Source organism: Bacteroidia bacterium, from assembly GCA_037045145.1.
GTDB lineage: Bacteria > Bacteroidota > Bacteroidia > AKYH767-A > OLB10 > OLB10.
In genome coordinates this window covers 1,029,190-1,047,337 of the sequence record JBAOIA010000011.1, presented here as the reverse complement: position 1 = coordinate 1,047,337, position 18,148 = coordinate 1,029,190, and the positions used below count along the sequence as shown (strand labels likewise).

Below are 18,148 nucleotides of genomic sequence, written 5' to 3'. Positions count from 1 at the left end.
CTGCAAAAAATGGAACAGTTAACTCAAAATTTGAAAGATGGAAAAATGCAGTTACTTGAAGTGCCTTTTCCTGTACTATCATCAGGACAGGTTTTGGTACGCAATCATTATTCACTTATTAGTGCTGGCACAGAAGGCAAAACCGTAAAAGATGCTCGTCTGAGTTATATCGGTAAAGCCAGAGCCAGAAAAGAAGAAGTTAAAAAAGTGATTGATGCGGCAAAAACATTTGGCATATTAAACACCTATAAAATGGTGATGAATAAATTAGATGCACCATCATCATTAGGCTACAGTACAGCAGGCGAAATTATTGCTGTTGCACCAGATGTTACTGAATTCAGAGTTGGTGATTTAGTTGCTTGTGGCGGCAATAGTGCTGTACATGCAGAAGTGATTGCCGTGCCTGTAAATCTTTGTGTTAAACTAAACGATAAAATTGCACTTCAACATGCATGCTTTACAACATTAGGGGCTATTGCACTTCAGGGAATCAGACAAGCTGATCTTCGTTTGGGCGAAAACTGTGTGGTTATAGGACTTGGTTTGGTAGGCCAACTAACGGTTCAAATGCTGAAAGCCGGTGGCATAAAAACTATCGGTATTGATATTGACCAGCGCATGGTTGACCTTGCTTTGCATACTGATATTGATGCAGCATTTACCAGAAACAGTGAAGACCTTGAAAGCTCTATTAATAACATTACTAACGGCTACGGCACTGACGCAGTAATAATCACTGCCGGTACAGATTCACTTGATCCGGTAGATCTGGCAGGAGCCTTATGTCGTAAAAAAGGAAAAGTGGTTATTGTTGGTGCAGTGCCAACAGGTTTTAAACGACCTAACTATTTTAAAAAAGAATTAGACTTGCGCATGAGTTGCTCCTATGGTCCGGGACGTTATGATACAGAATATGAAGAAGGGGGTATAGATTATCCCTACGGATATGTTCGCTGGACTGAGAACCGGAATATGGCTGCTTTTGTTGATTTAATTGCAACAGGAAAAATCAATCTGACCAATCTGCTTACTCATACATTTGATTTTAAAGAAGCCCCGGCAGCATACGACCTTATCATGAACAAAACTGAGCCTTTTGTTGGAATGATTTTAAAGTATGATATCAATAAACCATTGCAACAAAAAGTAAATCTCTCCAATCCTTCTTATACCCAGAGTGATGTGGTTGCCGGTATGATTGGTGCTGGCTCTTTCGGACAAAATTTTTTATTACCGGCATTAAAAAATACTCCTGCTAAACTCAGTGGCATTGTTACAGCCCGTCCCAATAATGCACGAAATATTGCCGATAAAAATCAATTTGCTTTTGCATCAGGTAATGCTCAGGATATTTTCAGCAACAAAGACATTAACACTGTTTTTATTGCTACGCGTCACGAAACGCATGCAGGATATGTTATGCAGGCATTACAATCAGGAAAAAATGTGTTTGTTGAAAAACCTCTTTGCTTAACAGAGGAAGAATTGGTGCAGATACAACATGAATTTACCAAGCATAACTGCAGGGTAATGGTTGGCTTTAACCGTAGGTTTGCTCCAATGATTCAAACTATTAAAAAAACTTTCTCTTCCTCCAATCCAATTGCTATCAATTACAGAATCAATGCAGGTGTAATCCCAGCTGATCATTGGGTGCACGACTTAAAAGTAGGTGGTGGGCGTATTGTTGGTGAAGCCTGTCACTTTATTGATTTATGTATGTTTCTTGCCGGTTCAAAACTTACAACTATCAGTGCTGTTGCATTGAATGATGCACAAAAACTAAACGATACAGTTTGCTTTAATCTTCAATTTGAAAATGGCAGTACCGCTTCTGTAAGTTATTTCAGCAATGGCAATAAGAGTATAAACAAAGAATATCTTGAAGTATTCGGTTCAGGCATTGTCGCAGTACTTGACGACTTTAAAACACTGACAGTATCCGGTAAGTCAGAAAAAAAATATACAGGCAATCAGGACAAAGGTCATCAGAACGAAGTGAAAGCTTTTGTAGAAAGTATTCTTCAGGGAAAACCTGCACCTATACCTTTTGAAGAAACGGTTTTAAGTACGCTGGCAACATTCCGTGCATTACAAAGCATTGCCTCCAATGGCGAAAGAATAATTCTTTAATTCAATGGATGCATCCACAACCATTGAAGCGGCAACATCCCGGCTACGAAAATATATTGAGTCGCATCACTACAAAGGATACGACCCTTACGATGCATTAAAATCTCCGCTGTTTAAATTACCATTGCTGAACAAAAACAAGCTAATGCGTTTTGGAGCACAACAACTTGTTAAACGATCGCCTTTTAACCTGAGGTCAATATTATTTGTCCCAAAAGGGCTGAATCCTGTAACTCTTGGTCTTTGTATTCAGGCTTATGCGCAACTAATCAACATTAATCCACAAGAAAAAAATATTCTCAACCAAAATATTTCCAAACTGATTGACGAACTTGAAAAACTTATTCCGAAAGGATTTCATGGCGCATGTTGGGGATATGATTTTGACTGGGAAGCACGATATGCTAACATTCCTGCATATCAACCAACTGTTGTTGCAACTGGAATAATTACTAATGCACTTTTTATCGCATATAAACAAACAGGAAATCAAAAAGCGTTTCAACTTTGTAAAAGCGCAGCAGATTTTGTGATGAAAGATTTAAACCGTACAGCCGATGCAGATGGTCTTTTTTGTTTTTCTTATTCGCCTTTCGATAATCAGGTAGTATTTAATGCAAGTATGAAAGGCACTCGCTTGTTGGCTCAGGTTTATTCGGAAACAAAAGATGAAACAATAAAAATGGCAGCAGCAGAATCTGTTGCTTTTGTCATGAAACATCAGCGTGCAGATGGTGCATGGATATATTCAACAAGTGATGCTGGAACGTGGATTGACAATTACCACACCGGCTATGTTTTAGATTGTTTACATGAATATATTTTACACTGTGAGGATAAAACCTATGATAAAAACCTTGAAGCCGGAAAAAAATTTTACACCAATAACTTTTTTCTTGAAGGTAGAATTCCAAAATTCTATAATAACAATGTTTTTCCGGTTGATTGTACTGCAGCAGCGCAATCTCTTCTGACATTAACACGATTTAATGAGCATACCCTTTCTATTAAAGTTGCAGAATATATGATTGAAAACATGCAACATCCAAAGGGCTACTTTTATTTCAGAAAATACAAAAACCATACAGAAAAGACATCATTTATGCGCTGGAGCAATGCCTGGATGTTTGCCGGACTAACCGCTGTTTTACAAAGCCAGAATGCCAAGAGGCAATAAATCCTTAACCTGCATCAAATTTCAGCGCCTACAAATCCTTAACTTGGCCATACTCCTGCCAACCATTGTTTTAGCATTGTTTTTTAGTTGAATAGTATTTATACGTTGGGTTTGTATATCCCCTTCTCATTTGTACATTTGCACACATTGCACCAATTCCGGAATTTATTGAGCAACAAATGAAGTTTACCGCCAAACAAATAGCAGACCTCCTCAAAGGCACTATAGAGGGGAACCACAATGCCGAAGTTAATGCTTTGTCTAAAATTGAAGAAGGCAAACCTGGAACGCTATCTTTTTTATCAAATCCAAAATACGCACCATATATTTACGATACCAAGGCATCTGTTGTTATTGTAAATAAAGACTTTGTGGCTGAAAATGCAATTAGTGCAACCCTCATCAGAGTTGAGGATGCCTACAAAAGTTTTGCGTCTTTGCTTGAAATTTACAATCAGATAGTTAACGATAAACAAGGTGTTGAATCTCCTTCTTATATTGACGCTTCGGCAACTGTTGGAGAACAAGGTTATATTGGTGCTTTTGCCTATATTGGCAAGAATGCTGTAATTGGTAAAAACGTAAAAATTTATCCGCATTGTTATATTGGTGATCATGTAATCATTGGTGATAATACAACTTTATTTCCCGGTGTTAGTGTTTATTCTTTTTGTCAGATAGGCTCGCATGTCAATATCCACTCAGGTGTAATTATTGGTGCCGATGGTTTTGGTTTTGCACCCAACGAAAACAACAACTATAAAAAAGTTCCACAGATAGGTAATGTAGTTATTCACGACCATGTAGAAATCGGTGCAGGAACAACTATTGATCGTGCTACCTTAGGATCAACTGTCATACACAAAGGTGTTAAGTTAGATAATCTGATACAGATAGCACACAATGTTGAAATTGGTGAAAACACAGTTATTGCTGCACAAACAGGAATAGCGGGCTCAACCAAAATCGGAAAAAATTGTATGATTGGCGGACAGGTAGGCATCATCGGACATTTAACTATTGCAGATGGTGTAAAAATTGCTGCACAGTCCGGTATCGGAACCAGCATCACTTCGCCAAACGAAATTGTGCAAGGTTCACCGGCATTTAACATCAGCGACTATAAACGAACCTATGTTGTGTTTAAAAAATTGCCTCAAATAGAAAGAAAAATTAACGAGTTAGAAAAAAAGACAGGTAGTCTAAACCCTGCTGAAAACAAATCATGAGTGTAAAACAAGTTACTTTAAAAGAAGAAATAACTGTAGAAGGGCCGGGGTTGCACACCGGTATAAATGCCAGGCTGACCTTGAAACCTGCACCGGAAAATCATGGATATAAGTTTAAACGTACAGATGTAAGTGGACAACCTGTTATTGATGCCGATGTGGACAATGTTGTGGATACATCACGCGGAACAACACTGAGTGCTAACGGTGTAAAGGTGAGCACAACTGAACATGTTTTAGCCGCACTGGTAGGCATGGAAATAGATAATGTGCTTATTGAAATTGACGGTCCCGAAGTACCTATTCTTGACGGTAGTGCCTTTCCTTTTGTAGATGCTATTCAAAAAGCAGGATTACGTGAGCAAGAAGCTACACGTAGCTATTTTGTTATAACAGAAAACCTCACCTACGAAGAGCCTGCCCGCAATGTTGAAATGCTTGCTGTGCCAAGCCCCGACTATCGGATTACTGTAATGGTAGATTACAATTCACCGGTGCTAGGAACACAACATGCACAAATGCATAAAATTACCGAGTTTAAAGATGAGATCTCAAAATGCAGAACGTTTGTATTCTTACATGAACTTGAAATGCTGCTTAAGCATGACTTAATAAAAGGTGGCGACCTTAACAATGCCATCGTAATTGTTGACCGCGAAATAAAACAAGACAAGTTAGACGAACTAGCTACCTTATTCAAGAAACCAAAAGTTGAGATTAAACACAAAGGAATTCTAAATAATATAGAACTGCATTTTCAGAATGAGCCTGCCCGACACAAACTGTTAGATATTGTTGGCGATTTTGCATTGCTGGGTGTTCATCTGAAAGGGCATATTCTGGCAGCACGCCCCGGACATGCAGCCAACGTAGCCTTTGCCAAGCAGTTTAAAGAAATTATTCGCAAAGACAAATCGCGCCTTAAAGCACCAATCATTGACCCAAATAAACCGGCACTATTCGACATCAACAGAATTGAATCTTTCCTGCCACATCGTTTCCCGTTTTTGATGATTGATAAAATCACTGAGCTGACTGAAACAGGTGTTGTAGGTGTAAAGAATGTTACTGCCAATGAATGGTTTTTTCAAGGTCACTTTCCTGGAAATCCTGTAATGCCCGGTGTATTACTTATTGAAGCTATGGCACAAACAGGGGGTATTCTTGTTCTCAATACTGTTCCTGATCCGGGAAATTACTGGACTTACTTTTTAAAAATAGAATCGGCACGTTTTAAGAATATGGTTAAACCTGGCGATACTGTTGTCTTTAAACTCGATTTAATTTCACCCATCAGACGTGGTCTCTGTCACATGGGCGGACAAGCATTTGTTGGCGACAAAGTAGTTATGGAAGCAGAAATGATGGCTCAAATTGTAAAAAAATCATGATATCGCCACTTGCAGTAGTCAGTCCTAAAGCGAAAATCGGCAACAACGTAACCATTGAACCTTTTACAATGATTTATGATGATGTTGTTATTGGCGATAACACATGGATAGCATCTAATGTAACAATTTATGATGGAGCAAGAATCGGCAACAACTGTCGCATTTTTCCGGGTGCTGTAATTTCTGCTATTCCGCAGGATTTAAAATATAAAGGCGAACAGACAACAGCAGAAATTGGTGACAACACCACCATTCGTGAGTTTGTTACCATGAATAAAGGAACAACAGACAAAATGAAAACCACCTTAGGCAGCAACTGTTTGGTGATGGCCTATGCACATATTGCACACGATTGTCAGTTGGGTAATAATATTATCATGGCAAACAATGTTACCCTTGCAGGACATGTATTAATTGATGATTGGGCAATATTAGAAGGCTTGGTTGCAGTGCAGCAGTTTGTTCATATAGGTTCACATAGTTTTATTGCAGGAGGATCATTAGTGCGAAAAAATGTTCCACCCTTTACCAAGGCAGCACGCGAGCCACTTTCTTATATCGGCATAAATAATATTGGACTCAGACGCAGAGGCTTCTCTAACGAAGATATCAATCAAATTCAGGATATCTATCGCATACTTTTTGTTCAGAATAGCAATATTAAAAAAGCACTTACAGAAATTGAAAAAGAAATTCCTGAAAGTACACTGCGAGGTCAGATTGTTGAATTCATTCATAACTCGCCAAAAGGTTTGATGCGTGGTTTTACACCATCAGACAGCGATGATGAATAGTTGAACAATAAATAATCACATCGTGTTTACTGTCAACTTAACTGAAGCCGGAAAAAAATTCAAACAGCACTGGATTTTCAGAAAATGCTCAGCTTCGTTTTCTTCAGGTGACGTTATTGGTATAACAGGCAAAAACGGCTCAGGCAAATCAACATTACTTCAGGTTATTTCAGGCTATGTTTCACCTAATGAGGGAAAAATTGAGTGGAATGAGCATGATAAAAAAATAGAAGCAGATTCTGTTTATCGCTATCTTTCAATAGCCTCACCCTACTTGATGCTCATTGAAGATTTTACTTTAGAGGAAATGATACGTTATTATTTCCGGTTTAAAAACCTAAAGCCTTCATTTAATATATCCTCCATCATTAATGAATCTGGTCTTGAAACTCATAGAAATAAATTACTGAGTGAATTTTCTTCGGGCATGAAACAGCGAACCAAATTACTGCTTGCCATTGCATCAGACACTCCACTTTTATTATTAGATGAACCCTGCACCAACCTCGACAAGCAAAACATTGCATGGTATCAGCAATTTTTAAAAACACATTCAGAAGGCAGGTTGATTTTTATCTGTTCAAACCACATTGATGACGAATTATTTTTGTGCAATAAGTGGCTTTCCGTTGAAGATTTTAAAATCTGAACCACAAAACCTCCATTGTAGCACTTATTCTTTCAACCTATTTAAAGCACGGTTTTTTATTTGTTAAATTGTTTTTACCTCTGAAAAATTAGCGCAGCACAAAAAAAGGACAATTTAAAACTAAATACTTTTCTGAATTTCTTACATCTTAAACAGAAATTCATTTTTTATCCCATTCCGGCAAAGTGCAGATATAAATTGCCTGCAAATTCTTATGACTATGATGAACAACGATCCCATTATCACCTACGACCACACACAGGAAGAAAGCAGCTTTCGCTCGCGCTATTTTAAAAAATCTTTGTTTGGCAAGAAAAACACCTTGCTGTTGTTCTTTGCTGAAGAGGTTTTAATACTCGGGTTTTTGGCGTACTTAGTTTATCTGGTGTTTGTATAAAATTTGTTTTGAAGCATCAGATTTCTGTAACAACTGAAAACCTACTTAGTAAAAAAGTATGTTTGAACTGCATAATCTTGAAATCAATTAAACGAAATTTAAATATACTTTCAAGTAACTAAATATTAAACGTTAGAAAAAAACATCAAAAAGGAGGTTGTTTCAAATAATTTGACAACCTCCTTTTTATTTGTGTATGTACTTAAATAAAAATTCAATACTTTACGCAGAAAGTTCGTTCTGTATGTTAGCTATCAGCTAAACGCTTCTTTATGAATAAATGCTTTAAACTCGTTTCGGAGTTCTTTAAAGTAACGCTCGAATGATTGAAGTTTTTCGCGTTCACCGGCATGTACGGCAGCAAGGTTTGTGACCGGGTTGGCTGAATGAGCTTCTATTTTATTTTCATGCTGTTTAAAATCATGTCGCATGATGTCGAGAATATCTCTTTGCAGGATAAACTGATTCTGATAGTGCTCCACATTAGGCATGTTGTAATGATTCTGATCAGCCATTACAGCTGAAGCAAGGTCGCCTTTCATGCGATCAATTTCTCCACGATAGAAGTTGATTTTACCTTGCCACTCATGGTGTTCGGCAAGCATCTCTTCAAGTTGTTCAATGGTGTGCATGTTATTAAGATTTAGAGTGAACGATACAATGGCGGTTTTTGAATAAAACTCTTGAACTGAGATAATTCCCCTCGATTGAAAAGCAAGAGATCATTATTCTTTGAAAAAATACTACCGGAACTACAACTCTTCATTCTACAGCAGATTTAATTTTTCATAAAAGTAATACATTTATTTATATATGCAAATAACTTGTTCATAAACTATGGCATTATTATCCATTTTGAACCATTTTATCATGTTATTCACATCGGACCCTAAACATCAGAATGTCAAAAACCTGAAATTACATCAGCCTGACTACTTGGTTTTTTCTGAAAACACCTTCTATTGTTTCAAAACTTTCAGCCGGAAAACAACTTTTTAAAGAGACCTGATTCAATTCCTCAGAGGAGAAATCACAAAATCATCGTAAAAAATGTGGCTGCAGGATGCTCAAATCTTACAACTGTGATTAAATGCTTCTTTTTTAACTAATAGACACCATTCGGGAAAGCAATTTGCAATTCACTGTACAAAATATAAATGATATGAAAAGAATTGCAGAATTTGCCTTAATGTCTATGTGTGTGTTGGGGGTTTGTAAATCCACCTTTGTGAATGCACAAAGCAACATTACAGAGCGTAAGTACAGAGTTATTGCTTACAAGCAGGGAGCCAATGAAATCACCAGTATGTCTAACGAAACTACGGTGACACCTAATATGGCCATATATGTTCCCAACTCCTTTACACCCAATGGTGATGGTATTAATGAAACATTTGGCGCCTATAGCGAAGGAGTTAAAGACTTTACCATGCAGGTATTTGACCGCTGGGGAGCAATGATTTTTGAATCAAGCGATATCAATAAACGCTGGGATGGCATGTATAAAGGTCAGATAGCCCAACAGGGAAGTTATGTATATAAAATACAGGCAAAAGCTATCAACGGCAGAATATTAACCAAGAAAGGTACCGTAAACCTTATCATGTAAAAGCGAAAAAGAAGATCATAATGTTTCACATTAAAAACTAAGAACATTGTCAATCATACTACTAAAATATCTCATCAGGCACTTCGATAAAAAGGGAATAGTAGTTTCGCAAATACATAAGCTGAAAACTAAAATTGCCATGCTTGGCTTGTGATTCCTGTAAAGTTGCTACTTTAGAGCAAACTTTCTGGCTACATGAAGCACATCGCAAAACTATTATGGCTTATTTATCTTATTCCTCTTTTATCGTCAACAGCCTCGGCACAGGATACTGAAGAAGAAACATCGCGCTGGCAGATAGGTTTAACAGCAGGCATAAACATTCCATTGAGTGATTTTGCTGATAAACTGGACGAAAACTTTAAATCCGGCTATGCCATACTTGGTGCTACCTCTCGACTGAGGGCTTCTTACCACCCAAACAGCAAACTCTATATTGCTGCCGATTATGTGTGGTTCTATAACCCGGTTAATGCAACTGAATTACTAAACAGTCTTGTTGAAACAAACCCTCCGGGACCACGTTACAAAACCACTACTTATCCATGGAAAGTAAACAGCCTACTTTTAGGACTTGGTACAACCTTAAATTTTAACGAACAAACAGATGCCACATTAAGAGGAATGCTTGGTTTTGCAAATGGAAAATATTCAAAACGGATTTATCAGTCTTTTGATGGAGTAAAAACATTGCAAGTTACAGAAAATGCTTCTTCTGTTTTAGATATAGCACTCAACCTGGGCTTTGAAGTGAAATATTGTTTTCACAAAAACATAGGAGTAATGTTTGCAGGCGACTATTTCCGCACAGAATTTAACTATGATGATGTGTATTTAATTTATTCCGAAACCGGAGAAAAAATGTCCACCGGTGCATACTCACAACCTGTTGATGTTTTTCAGTTTTCAGCCGGTATTTTTACCAAATTTTAATGGGCGAAAGGTTGATTTTTTTGGGTGAAAGTCATTTTTTTAATGGTGAATGTAACGTTATTAACAGGTGTTAATAACGTTAGTTGTTGACTATCATAAACTTATAGTCTAATTGCTAATCACCCCTTTTTTGGGTGAAAATTCAATTTATTTTTGGACGCGTTAACCAATTATTCTATTCCGTTTAACGACAAAATTTATTAATGCGAAAAAACTTCGGTTAATCGCAGTGGGCTTATTATGTTTAATTTCTAATTACCATTTCACATGATTAAATCAACTTTAATCTCAATTACAAGAAGCATTGTTGCAGCGTTCTTGTTAGCAGTTCCAACTTGTTTGGTTGCTCAAAATTATCAGCCAAAATCGTATTATACTTTCGAAGGCTCATCGCCAATGAAAGATTCGATGGGAACTTTTAATCTTGATCCAAACTATTACCAGTCAAACTATCAAATACTAACCAACACCTCCGGTGGTGTTGGCAAGTACATGAAGTTAGACTCTAGCAGTACCATCATCAGAGGTGGTGTGTTGGCTATTGACTCTGCCGTAACATTCGAATTTATTTTTAAACCCGGTATGAACTTTGGCACAACCGTATTTGCAAAAAGAATGGATGGCGCTCTTGAATTGCGCATGACCTATCCGGCAATTAACTTCATGACAGAAGTTAAAGCCGCTAACGGCTCTCCTATTTATGATGATTTTGAAATAGACCTTAATGGAATTGGTCGTGCATCTTATAGCTACTATGTGGATGACAATTGGCATCACATTGTATTCAAATATAATGCAAAAGCCGGTATTAAAGAAGTTTGGGTTGACGGACAATTGCCTGCAGGTTTTTCAAAAACTATAGCCAGTGGTAGTTTCGCCCAAAGTGGTAATAGAGACTATATGCTCAACTCTCAGGCAGACTACTATAAATATCAGGGTGCAATAGATGAAATTGCTGTTTACTATAACTCCCTTGGAGGAAATTCCATCTACGCACACTATTTAAATTTTATGGCAGGCAAGCATTATTCATTTGCAAACCCAACGGTTACTGCACCTTCACCAAGTCCGGTAACAGCAGGAATCAATATCAATGATTTTGCACCTGGACATCCATCACCATCTCTAACACCAATAGAACAGCTAAAGAATTTCCCAACCCCTCGATACAAACCAGGACATACCTTGTTTCCAAATAATCCTTTTGTAGGTTACTATTATCTTTCAGGATATCAGACTTATGAAACCGTTTATTCAAAAGCGGTGGCTAACAGCGTGACATTACAAACTGATTTTGCAAAAAACTTTAACTATACCATTATGGCTGCCGAAAACACCGGTGCTTATAGTGATTATACCAATCCTTCGACTTTTTCCTATGCATGGATTAATCTGGCAAACAGCTTACCACAATACAAAGCTTCTGCATTGTCATATTGGCCACAATTGCGTCCTACAGATGCCGGGTATAAAAGCAATACAGCTTATGCAACATGTGGATGTTTACCTGATAAGTATTATCTTAAAAACAGTTCAGGGCAATATTTAAATCCAAACGGAGGTACCGGTTCAACAAAATACCTTAGCCCTGCCGGTGCACCTGATTCATTGGTAAAAGATGGACTTACTCAGAAATTTTATTTCGACCAACTTCTAAAAAAATTGAGCAGACCGCTTGATTATATTTTAGACAACGGTGAAGTTGTACCTTTCTTATATTATACGAATGTTATGCAATCTGACCCGAGTGTGGTGGCGGATAAAAATTCATCAGGTCTTGATTGGTTCACCTATGAAGGTCGCAGAGCTGCAACTAAAATAAAAGCTTACCGTGATCAGTTCATGGGATTAAGCGGTTTATCAAACACAAAATTTGCGTATTATCAGTTAGATGGTCAGCCAACATGGAATTTAAAGTGGTCTGAAGTTCGTACTGTAAACAGTGCCATGAATGGCTCAAATTATGCAACCGGTGATATTTATATGCGTTGGCCTTCAAACTGGCGTTATTGGAGTGGCGCATGGAAAGGATGGCAATGGGTAGTTGAGTCCAGAAGAGAACAACTTTTGGCTGGCGACAAATATTTTTCACCTGCGGTTTCACCGGGATGGGACAATGACGAAACACAAAACGTTCGTCCTGCACAATGGTTAGGTTTCCTCAAAGCTGTTTCTATGACAGGTGCAGAATTTTTCACTACAGGCTATTTTGTAACATCGCAACCTTATCAGAATCCAAAAAATTATATCTGGCAATTGGTTATTCCACCTTATGCACAAGCAATCACAAGCCGTTATGAAGACTTATTCAGGAATGGATATCTTATGTCAGGTGATGTTCCTAACAGTACTACCAGTCCAACCTATATGGCGTACTCATTTAATACAGGTGACCCTGGAAAATTAGTTGTTGTACGTAAACACAATTCACAGAATAAATATGCCATAACAGGTTCATCACAACCAATGTCGAATATGGCAGGCGCTGCACCTGATGAAGCTGTTGCACAAATCAATTTAGATGGCAGTAGAATTAAGTTTAAAATCAGAAGACAAGGCAGTACATATATCTATGACAACACCAACACTTCTGCTCCAATATTCTATCAGTTAGATGGATGGCATGAAAACACCTATCCATATTACTGGTCAAAAGATTTTAAATTTGAAGCAGAGCTATATGACAACAGCAACAATAATGTGTATCTGAAAACCACCCGTCCTTCAGGAGCAACGGCTGGCGACTTTACAGATTACACTACTGCTGTAGGTTTTAATTCTGTTAGTGATTTAACTTATAACTTCCAGCCTCGATCAACAACAAACTATACCTATTATGTTTGGGTTAGAGCTCGTTCTAAAAACTCACAAACTACAGGAATGACTATCTCTTTAGATGGCAGCAACAGCAAACAAATAGGTTGTATTACAGATGCTAACTGGCAATGGTATAAATATGATGTAAACTCTGGTGCTGTAATTTCATTCTCATCTGTAGCATCATTGGAGGATCATGTATTGAAAATTACACCAACAAATACCAATCTTGAGATTGATCAGATTCATTTATCAACCAGCAGCAATGCTATTTATACAAGCCCTGCTCCATGTTCTGGTGTTGCAGTGCCAACAATTACTGCAAGTGGACCTACGGCATTTTGTGCAGGAGGAAATGTAAATCTTATTGCCAGTACGGGTCTCTCCTATTTGTGGAGCAATGGTTCAACAGATCCTTACATTAATGTAACCAGTGCTGGTTCTTATGTTGTTACTGTTACAACTGCTGCAGGCTCTGCTGCTTCTGCACCTGTTTTAGTTACAGTTTATCCTACGCCAAATGCTACAATCACTGCAGGCGGTTCAACCTCTTTTTGTGTTGGTGGTAGTGTTACTCTTACTGCAAACAGCGGCTCAACTTATCTGTGGAGCAGTGGAGCAACAACACAATCAATTACAGCTATCGGAGGTGGAAATTATAATGTTATAGTAACAAACTCAAATGGTTGTTCTGCAATGTCAGCGTCAACTACAGTTACTGTTAAACCGGTTCCTTCAGCTACTATTTCACCTAGTGGCCCAACAACTTTTGCTGCTGGTGGCAGTGTTACACTAACTTCTTCTTCGGCAGGTACCGGAGGTAGTTATAAATGGTCACCAGGTGGAATGACAACACAAGCGGTTACAGTTAGTACAACTGGAAATTATGTTGTAACTGTTACAAATAACAGTGGATGTTCAGCAACTTCTGCACCACTATCTGTTACGGTTACCTCTGGAGCGCCAACACCAAAAATAACTGCAAATGGCCCAACAACATTTTGTCAAGGTGGAAGCGTAGTATTGACATGTAGTGCAGCCAACTCCTATCTATGGAGTAATGGTGCAACAACACAATCTATTACCGTTACCACAGCAGGCAGCTATACTTGCACTGCAACAACAGCAGGTGGTTCTGCAACTGCTGCTGCAGTAAATGTTATTGTAACAACACCTACTCAGGCAACTATTACAGCATCTGGAAGCACTTCGTTCTGTAGTGGAGGCAGTGTAACACTTAATGCAAGTACAGGAACATCTTACTTGTGGAGTACAGGTGCGACTACTAACACTATTACAACATCATCTCCCGGCACATACACTGTTACTATAACTAACAATGGTTGTCAATCAACAACAAGTAAAGCAGTCACTGTATATTCATTGCCCAATGCGACAATAACAGCAAATGGTTCAACTAACTTACAGCAAGGTGGCAGCGTTCAGCTAACTTCTTCAAGTGCAGGTAGTGGTGGCAGCTATTTATGGAGTACAGGTGCAACAACACAATCAATCACTGTTTCTGCTCCCGGAAATTATACAGTTAAGGTAACTAACAGCAATGGATGCAGCAATACATCTGCACCAATAGCAGTAACTGTAAATTCATCTTTTCAACCTAACATAACAGTTAGTGGATCTTTGAGTTTTTGCTCTGGTGGCAAAGTAACTCTCACTGCTACAAAAGGATCAGCATATCAATGGAGTACAGGTGCAACAACCAGAAAAATTACAGTAACAACATCTGGAAATTATGCTGTAACAGTTACACAATTTACAACAGGATATGTAGGAACATCTTCAACAGTAAATGTAAATGTAATGCCTGCGCCTTCTGCAACAATAACAGCAAATGGAAGCACCACAATATGTCAAGGCTCCAGTGTTACTTTAACATCAAGCAATGGTGCTAATTATCTTTGGAGTAATGGCGCTACATCACAATCAATTTCTGCATCTGCAGCAGGCAACTATATAGTGACTGTAACCGGAAGTAATGGCTGTACTAAATCATCATCAGCTACTTCAGTTGTGGTTAATAATTGCAGCTCTTCTTGCCCAACTCCCGGAAATTTACATGTAACGAACCTCAGACCAACATCTGTGGAGATAAACTGGAATTTAGTATCTGCCAACAATTATTACATTAAGATAGAAAACCTGAATACAGGATATGTATATTATTCTAATGCTTTATCAAGTGGTGTAAACTCAATCACCATTGGCGCATTAGCTTCTACACCTTATCGTTGGTCGGTGCGTGCATTGTGTGGCAGCACATATTCTTCATGGAGTGCTTACAATTATTTTACAACTCCTTCGGCAAGAATGGGCGAAGGCAATAGTAATGCAGGCTTAAATATTACTCCATTAACTACGCAAATGCCATCAGAGTTTAATGAAGAGCAACCCCTTCGTCTTGAATCAGACGATGCAAGTGTTACTTTCTTCCCAAACCCTGCAACTTCATTTGTAACGTTTAATGTAACTGCATCTGAAAATAACACAGCATCTTTAACACTTTTAGACTTGTCAGGCCGTACACTAAAAAAAGAAAACTATCAATTTAACGAAGGACTTAACAACGGTAAAATTGATGTCAGCAATTACGCAAGAGGTGTTTATATGATTCAATTAGTTTTTGATGGAAAAACTGTAATGAAAAAAGTTGTTCTTGAATAGTTTGTTTTTATTATCATAAGTTTTAAGAGCCGTCATCAGATTGATGACGGCTCTTTTCATTTTGTACAATACCCGGCAAATGAATGCGTTTATTAAAATGTTATCTTTGCACGATGAAATTTCGCATATTTAGCTTTATAATTTTTACCTTATTGTGTTTTGGGCAAAATGTCAAAGCGCAACAATGTGAAAATATTATTGAAGATAACCTGTGCAATTATTACAGTCAGATTTTAGGGTATCAGGTTAAAGAAGTATTTAACACAAAAGTTTTTGATCTTATAGACACCTGGTTGAATACGCCATATAAATATGCAGGCAAAAACGAAAATGGAATTGATTGCTCCGGATTTGTCAATGTTATCATCAAGGCTGTTTATGGTAATTCTTTTGGCTGCAGTTCCGCTGACATGTATAACAAACTTCCACATGTTTCACTTAAAAATTTAAGTCCGGGTGACTTGGTGTTTTTTAAAACCCGTGGTCGAAGAATTTCACATGTAGGCATGTATTTAGGCCAGGACAAATTTGTTCATTCGAGCACATCAAGTGGTGTAATTGTAAGTGACCTTAACCAACCTTACTATAAAAAAAGATTCGCCAAAGGAGGAAAAATTACCCTTGACGAATCTACTACTTCAGTTTCTAAATAAATTCTTATTCAGATTCCATAAAAGGATAACGGTAATCTTTTGCCGGAACAAATGTTTCTTTTATTGTTCGAGGAGATACCCAACGCAATAAATTTACCATAGCACCTGCTTTGTCATTTGTTCCTGATCCTCTGGCACCGCCAAAAGGCTGCTGACCAACAACAGCACCGGTACATTTATCGTTAATATAAAAGTTACCTGCAGAATTTACCAATGCTTTAGTTGCAATATCAACTGCATACCGGTCCTGCGAGATAACCGCACCTGTAAGTGCATATTCGCTTGTGTTGTCAACTAATTGCAAGGTCTCTTCAAACTTATCATCCTCATAAACATACATGGTCAAAACCGGTCCAAAAATTTCTTCACACATGGTTGTATATTTTGGATCTGTTGTGAGAATAATAGTTGGCTCAATAAAATATCCTTTGCTCTTATCAAAATTTCCACCAGCAATAATCGTTACATTTTTACTCTTCTTTGCATTTTCAATGTAAGCCGAGATTTTATCAAATGACTTTTCGTCTATAACGGCATTTACGAAGTTGCGAAAATCTTCAACAGGCCCTATCTTCATTGATTGCACTTCTTTAACCAGTTTATTCTTCACTTCTTCAGAAATAGATTTTGGAATATAACAGCGTGATGCAGCACTGCATTTTTGACCTTGATATTCAAAAGCTCCACGTGCCAAAGCAGTCACTAACACATCTATATCTGCACTTTTGTGTGCGATAATAAAATCTTTTCCTCCTGTTTCGCCCACTATTCGTGGATACGATTTATACATAGGCATATTTTCTCCGATAGTTTTCCAGATACCTTTAAAAACTTCTGTTGATCCTGTAAAGTGAATTCCACCAAAGTCAGCATGTTTAAAAATAACATCACCTGCATCAGGGCCGGAAACATAAACAAGGTTGATTACTCCTGCAGGCAACCCGGCTTCAATCAGCAATTGCATTACCACATTAGCTGCATAAATCTGTGTATTGGCGGGTTTCCAAACAACAGTGTTGCCCATCATGGCAGGTGCTGTAGGCAAATTACCGGAAATTGCGGTAAAATTAAATGGTGTTAATGCAAAAACAAATCCTTCAAGCGGACGCTGTTCGGTGCGGTTCCATACACCTTTACCCACAACCGGTGGTTGTTGTGTATAAATCTCACGCATATATTGTACGTTGAATCGTAAGAAGTCAATCATCTCGCATGCTGAATCAATTTCAGCCTGATAAGCATTTTTTGATTGTCCAAGCATAGTAGCAGCATTCATCTTATAGCGGTAAGGACCTGCAAGTAAGTCAGCCGCTTTCAGAAAAATGGCTGCCCGTTGTTCCCAAGGCATTTCTGCCCATTGTTTCTTAGCTTTTAATGCAGCATCAATTGCTAACAGCACATGTTTCTTTTCTCCTTTATGATACATCCCCAAAACATGCTGATGATCGTGTGGAGGACGAAGTGCTGAAGTGTTTCCTGTCCGTACCTTTTGCCCATCAATATACATGGGAATATCTAATTGTCTGGAACGTGCTTCTGCAAGTGCTGCTTTTAATGCTACTTTCTCCGGACTTCCATGTGCATAATTCAACACCGGCTCATTATAGGCCGGAGGAATATTATAAACTGCGTTTGTCATACCTTAATTAATTTAATAGTGCGCAAAGGTACGAAAATGAAA

Annotated in this window: 13 protein-coding genes; 11 read left to right on the top strand and 2 right to left on the bottom strand. The window is 38.0% G+C overall.

From position 1 onward, the window contains the following. Positions 1–9 precede the first annotated feature (9 nt). The 7 genes from V9G42_05610 (at position 10) to V9G42_05580 (ending at position 7,773) form a co-directional block, all read left to right on the top strand. Positions 10–2,136: a bi-domain-containing oxidoreductase gene (locus V9G42_05610; protein ID MEI2758898.1), complete on the top strand. Its 2,127-nt coding sequence runs from the start codon at positions 10–12 to the stop codon at positions 2,134–2,136. A 4-nt stretch (positions 2,137–2,140) separates the two neighbouring features. Next, the gene (locus tag V9G42_05605) at positions 2,141–3,313 is read left to right on the top strand and encodes a delta-aminolevulinic acid dehydratase (GenBank protein ID MEI2758897.1); all 1,173 of its coding nucleotides are present in this window, start codon (positions 2,141–2,143) and stop codon (positions 3,311–3,313) included. 179 nt (positions 3,314–3,492) lie between these two features. Beyond that, positions 3,493–4,542, top strand: coding sequence for a UDP-3-O-(3-hydroxymyristoyl)glucosamine N-acyltransferase (lpxD, locus tag V9G42_05600; protein MEI2758896.1), 1,050 nt, complete (start codon positions 3,493–3,495; stop codon positions 4,540–4,542). Beyond that, positions 4,539–5,933 carry a bifunctional UDP-3-O-[3-hydroxymyristoyl] N-acetylglucosamine deacetylase/3-hydroxyacyl-ACP dehydratase gene (locus V9G42_05595; protein MEI2758895.1) on the top strand — a complete coding sequence of 465 codons (1,395 nt, stop codon included), beginning with the start codon at positions 4,539–4,541 and terminating at the stop codon, positions 5,931–5,933. Before lpxD ends, V9G42_05595 begins: the two co-directional genes overlap by 4 nt. Continuing rightward, positions 5,930–6,727, top strand: coding sequence for an acyl-ACP--UDP-N-acetylglucosamine O-acyltransferase (gene lpxA, locus V9G42_05590; GenBank protein ID MEI2758894.1), 798 nt, complete (start codon positions 5,930–5,932; stop codon positions 6,725–6,727). The genes V9G42_05595 and lpxA overlap by 4 nt, the downstream gene beginning before the upstream one ends. A gap of 22 nt (positions 6,728–6,749) precedes the next feature. Then, positions 6,750–7,376: an ABC transporter ATP-binding protein gene (locus V9G42_05585; GenBank protein MEI2758893.1), complete on the top strand. Its 627-nt coding sequence runs from the start codon at positions 6,750–6,752 to the stop codon at positions 7,374–7,376. A 220-nt stretch (positions 7,377–7,596) separates the two neighbouring features. After that, on the top strand, positions 7,597–7,773 hold the full coding sequence (locus V9G42_05580; GenBank protein ID MEI2758892.1) for a hypothetical protein: 177 nt from the start codon (positions 7,597–7,599) through the stop codon (positions 7,771–7,773). A gap of 254 nt (positions 7,774–8,027) precedes the next feature. Here V9G42_05580 and V9G42_05575 read toward each other — a convergent pair whose 3' ends face one another. Beyond that, positions 8,028–8,405, bottom strand: a complete 378-nt coding sequence (locus tag V9G42_05575; GenBank protein ID MEI2758891.1) for a hypothetical protein — start codon at positions 8,403–8,405, stop codon at positions 8,028–8,030. Between the two features lie 530 nt (positions 8,406–8,935). Here V9G42_05575 and V9G42_05570 point away from each other — a divergent pair. The 4 genes from V9G42_05570 (at position 8,936) to V9G42_05555 (ending at position 16,467) form a co-directional block, all read left to right on the top strand. Further along, positions 8,936–9,382: a gliding motility-associated C-terminal domain-containing protein gene (locus V9G42_05570; GenBank protein MEI2758890.1), complete on the top strand. Its 447-nt coding sequence runs from the start codon at positions 8,936–8,938 to the stop codon at positions 9,380–9,382. Between the two features lie 195 nt (positions 9,383–9,577). Then, positions 9,578–10,315 (top strand): hypothetical protein, encoded by a 738-nt coding sequence (locus tag V9G42_05565; GenBank protein ID MEI2758889.1) that lies wholly within the window; start codon positions 9,578–9,580, stop codon positions 10,313–10,315. A gap of 267 nt (positions 10,316–10,582) precedes the next feature. Further along, entirely contained in the window at positions 10,583–15,814 is a 5,232-nt protein-coding gene (locus V9G42_05560) for a T9SS type A sorting domain-containing protein (protein ID MEI2758888.1), read from the top strand. A 113-nt stretch (positions 15,815–15,927) separates the two neighbouring features. Then, a complete protein-coding gene (locus V9G42_05555; protein MEI2758887.1) occupies positions 15,928–16,467 on the top strand; it encodes a C40 family peptidase in 540 nt (179 codons plus the stop codon). Positions 16,468–16,471: 4 nt separating this feature from the next. On the opposite strand, the gene pruA is transcribed toward V9G42_05555, so the two are convergent. After that, the gene (gene pruA / locus V9G42_05550) at positions 16,472–18,106 is read right to left on the bottom strand and encodes an L-glutamate gamma-semialdehyde dehydrogenase (GenBank protein ID MEI2758886.1); all 1,635 of its coding nucleotides are present in this window, start codon (positions 18,104–18,106) and stop codon (positions 16,472–16,474) included. Positions 18,107–18,148 lie beyond the last annotated feature (42 nt).

Bases quoted from the DNA above. Each gene is read 5' to 3' on its own strand.
- V9G42_05610 (MEI2758898.1), top strand. From the start codon at position 10: ATGGAACAGTTAACTCAAAATTTGAAAGATGGAAAAATGCAGTTACTT.
- V9G42_05605 (MEI2758897.1), top strand. From the start codon at position 2,141: ATGGATGCATCCACAACCATTGAAGCGGCAACATCCCGGCTACGAAAA.
- lpxD (MEI2758896.1), top strand. From the start codon at position 3,493: ATGAAGTTTACCGCCAAACAAATAGCAGACCTCCTCAAAGGCACTATA.
- V9G42_05595 (MEI2758895.1), top strand. From the start codon at position 4,539: ATGAGTGTAAAACAAGTTACTTTAAAAGAAGAAATAACTGTAGAAGGG.
- lpxA (MEI2758894.1), top strand. From the start codon at position 5,930: ATGATATCGCCACTTGCAGTAGTCAGTCCTAAAGCGAAAATCGGCAAC.
- V9G42_05580 (MEI2758892.1), top strand. From the start codon at position 7,597: ATGATGAACAACGATCCCATTATCACCTACGACCACACACAGGAAGAA.
- V9G42_05575 (MEI2758891.1), bottom strand. From the start codon at position 8,405: ATGCACACCATTGAACAACTTGAAGAGATGCTTGCCGAACACCATGAG.
- V9G42_05570 (MEI2758890.1), top strand. From the start codon at position 8,936: ATGAAAAGAATTGCAGAATTTGCCTTAATGTCTATGTGTGTGTTGGGG.
- V9G42_05565 (MEI2758889.1), top strand. From the start codon at position 9,578: ATGAAGCACATCGCAAAACTATTATGGCTTATTTATCTTATTCCTCTT.
- V9G42_05560 (MEI2758888.1), top strand. From the start codon at position 10,583: ATGATTAAATCAACTTTAATCTCAATTACAAGAAGCATTGTTGCAGCG.
- V9G42_05555 (MEI2758887.1), top strand. From the start codon at position 15,928: ATGAAATTTCGCATATTTAGCTTTATAATTTTTACCTTATTGTGTTTT.
- pruA (MEI2758886.1), bottom strand. From the start codon at position 18,106: ATGACAAACGCAGTTTATAATATTCCTCCGGCCTATAATGAGCCGGTG.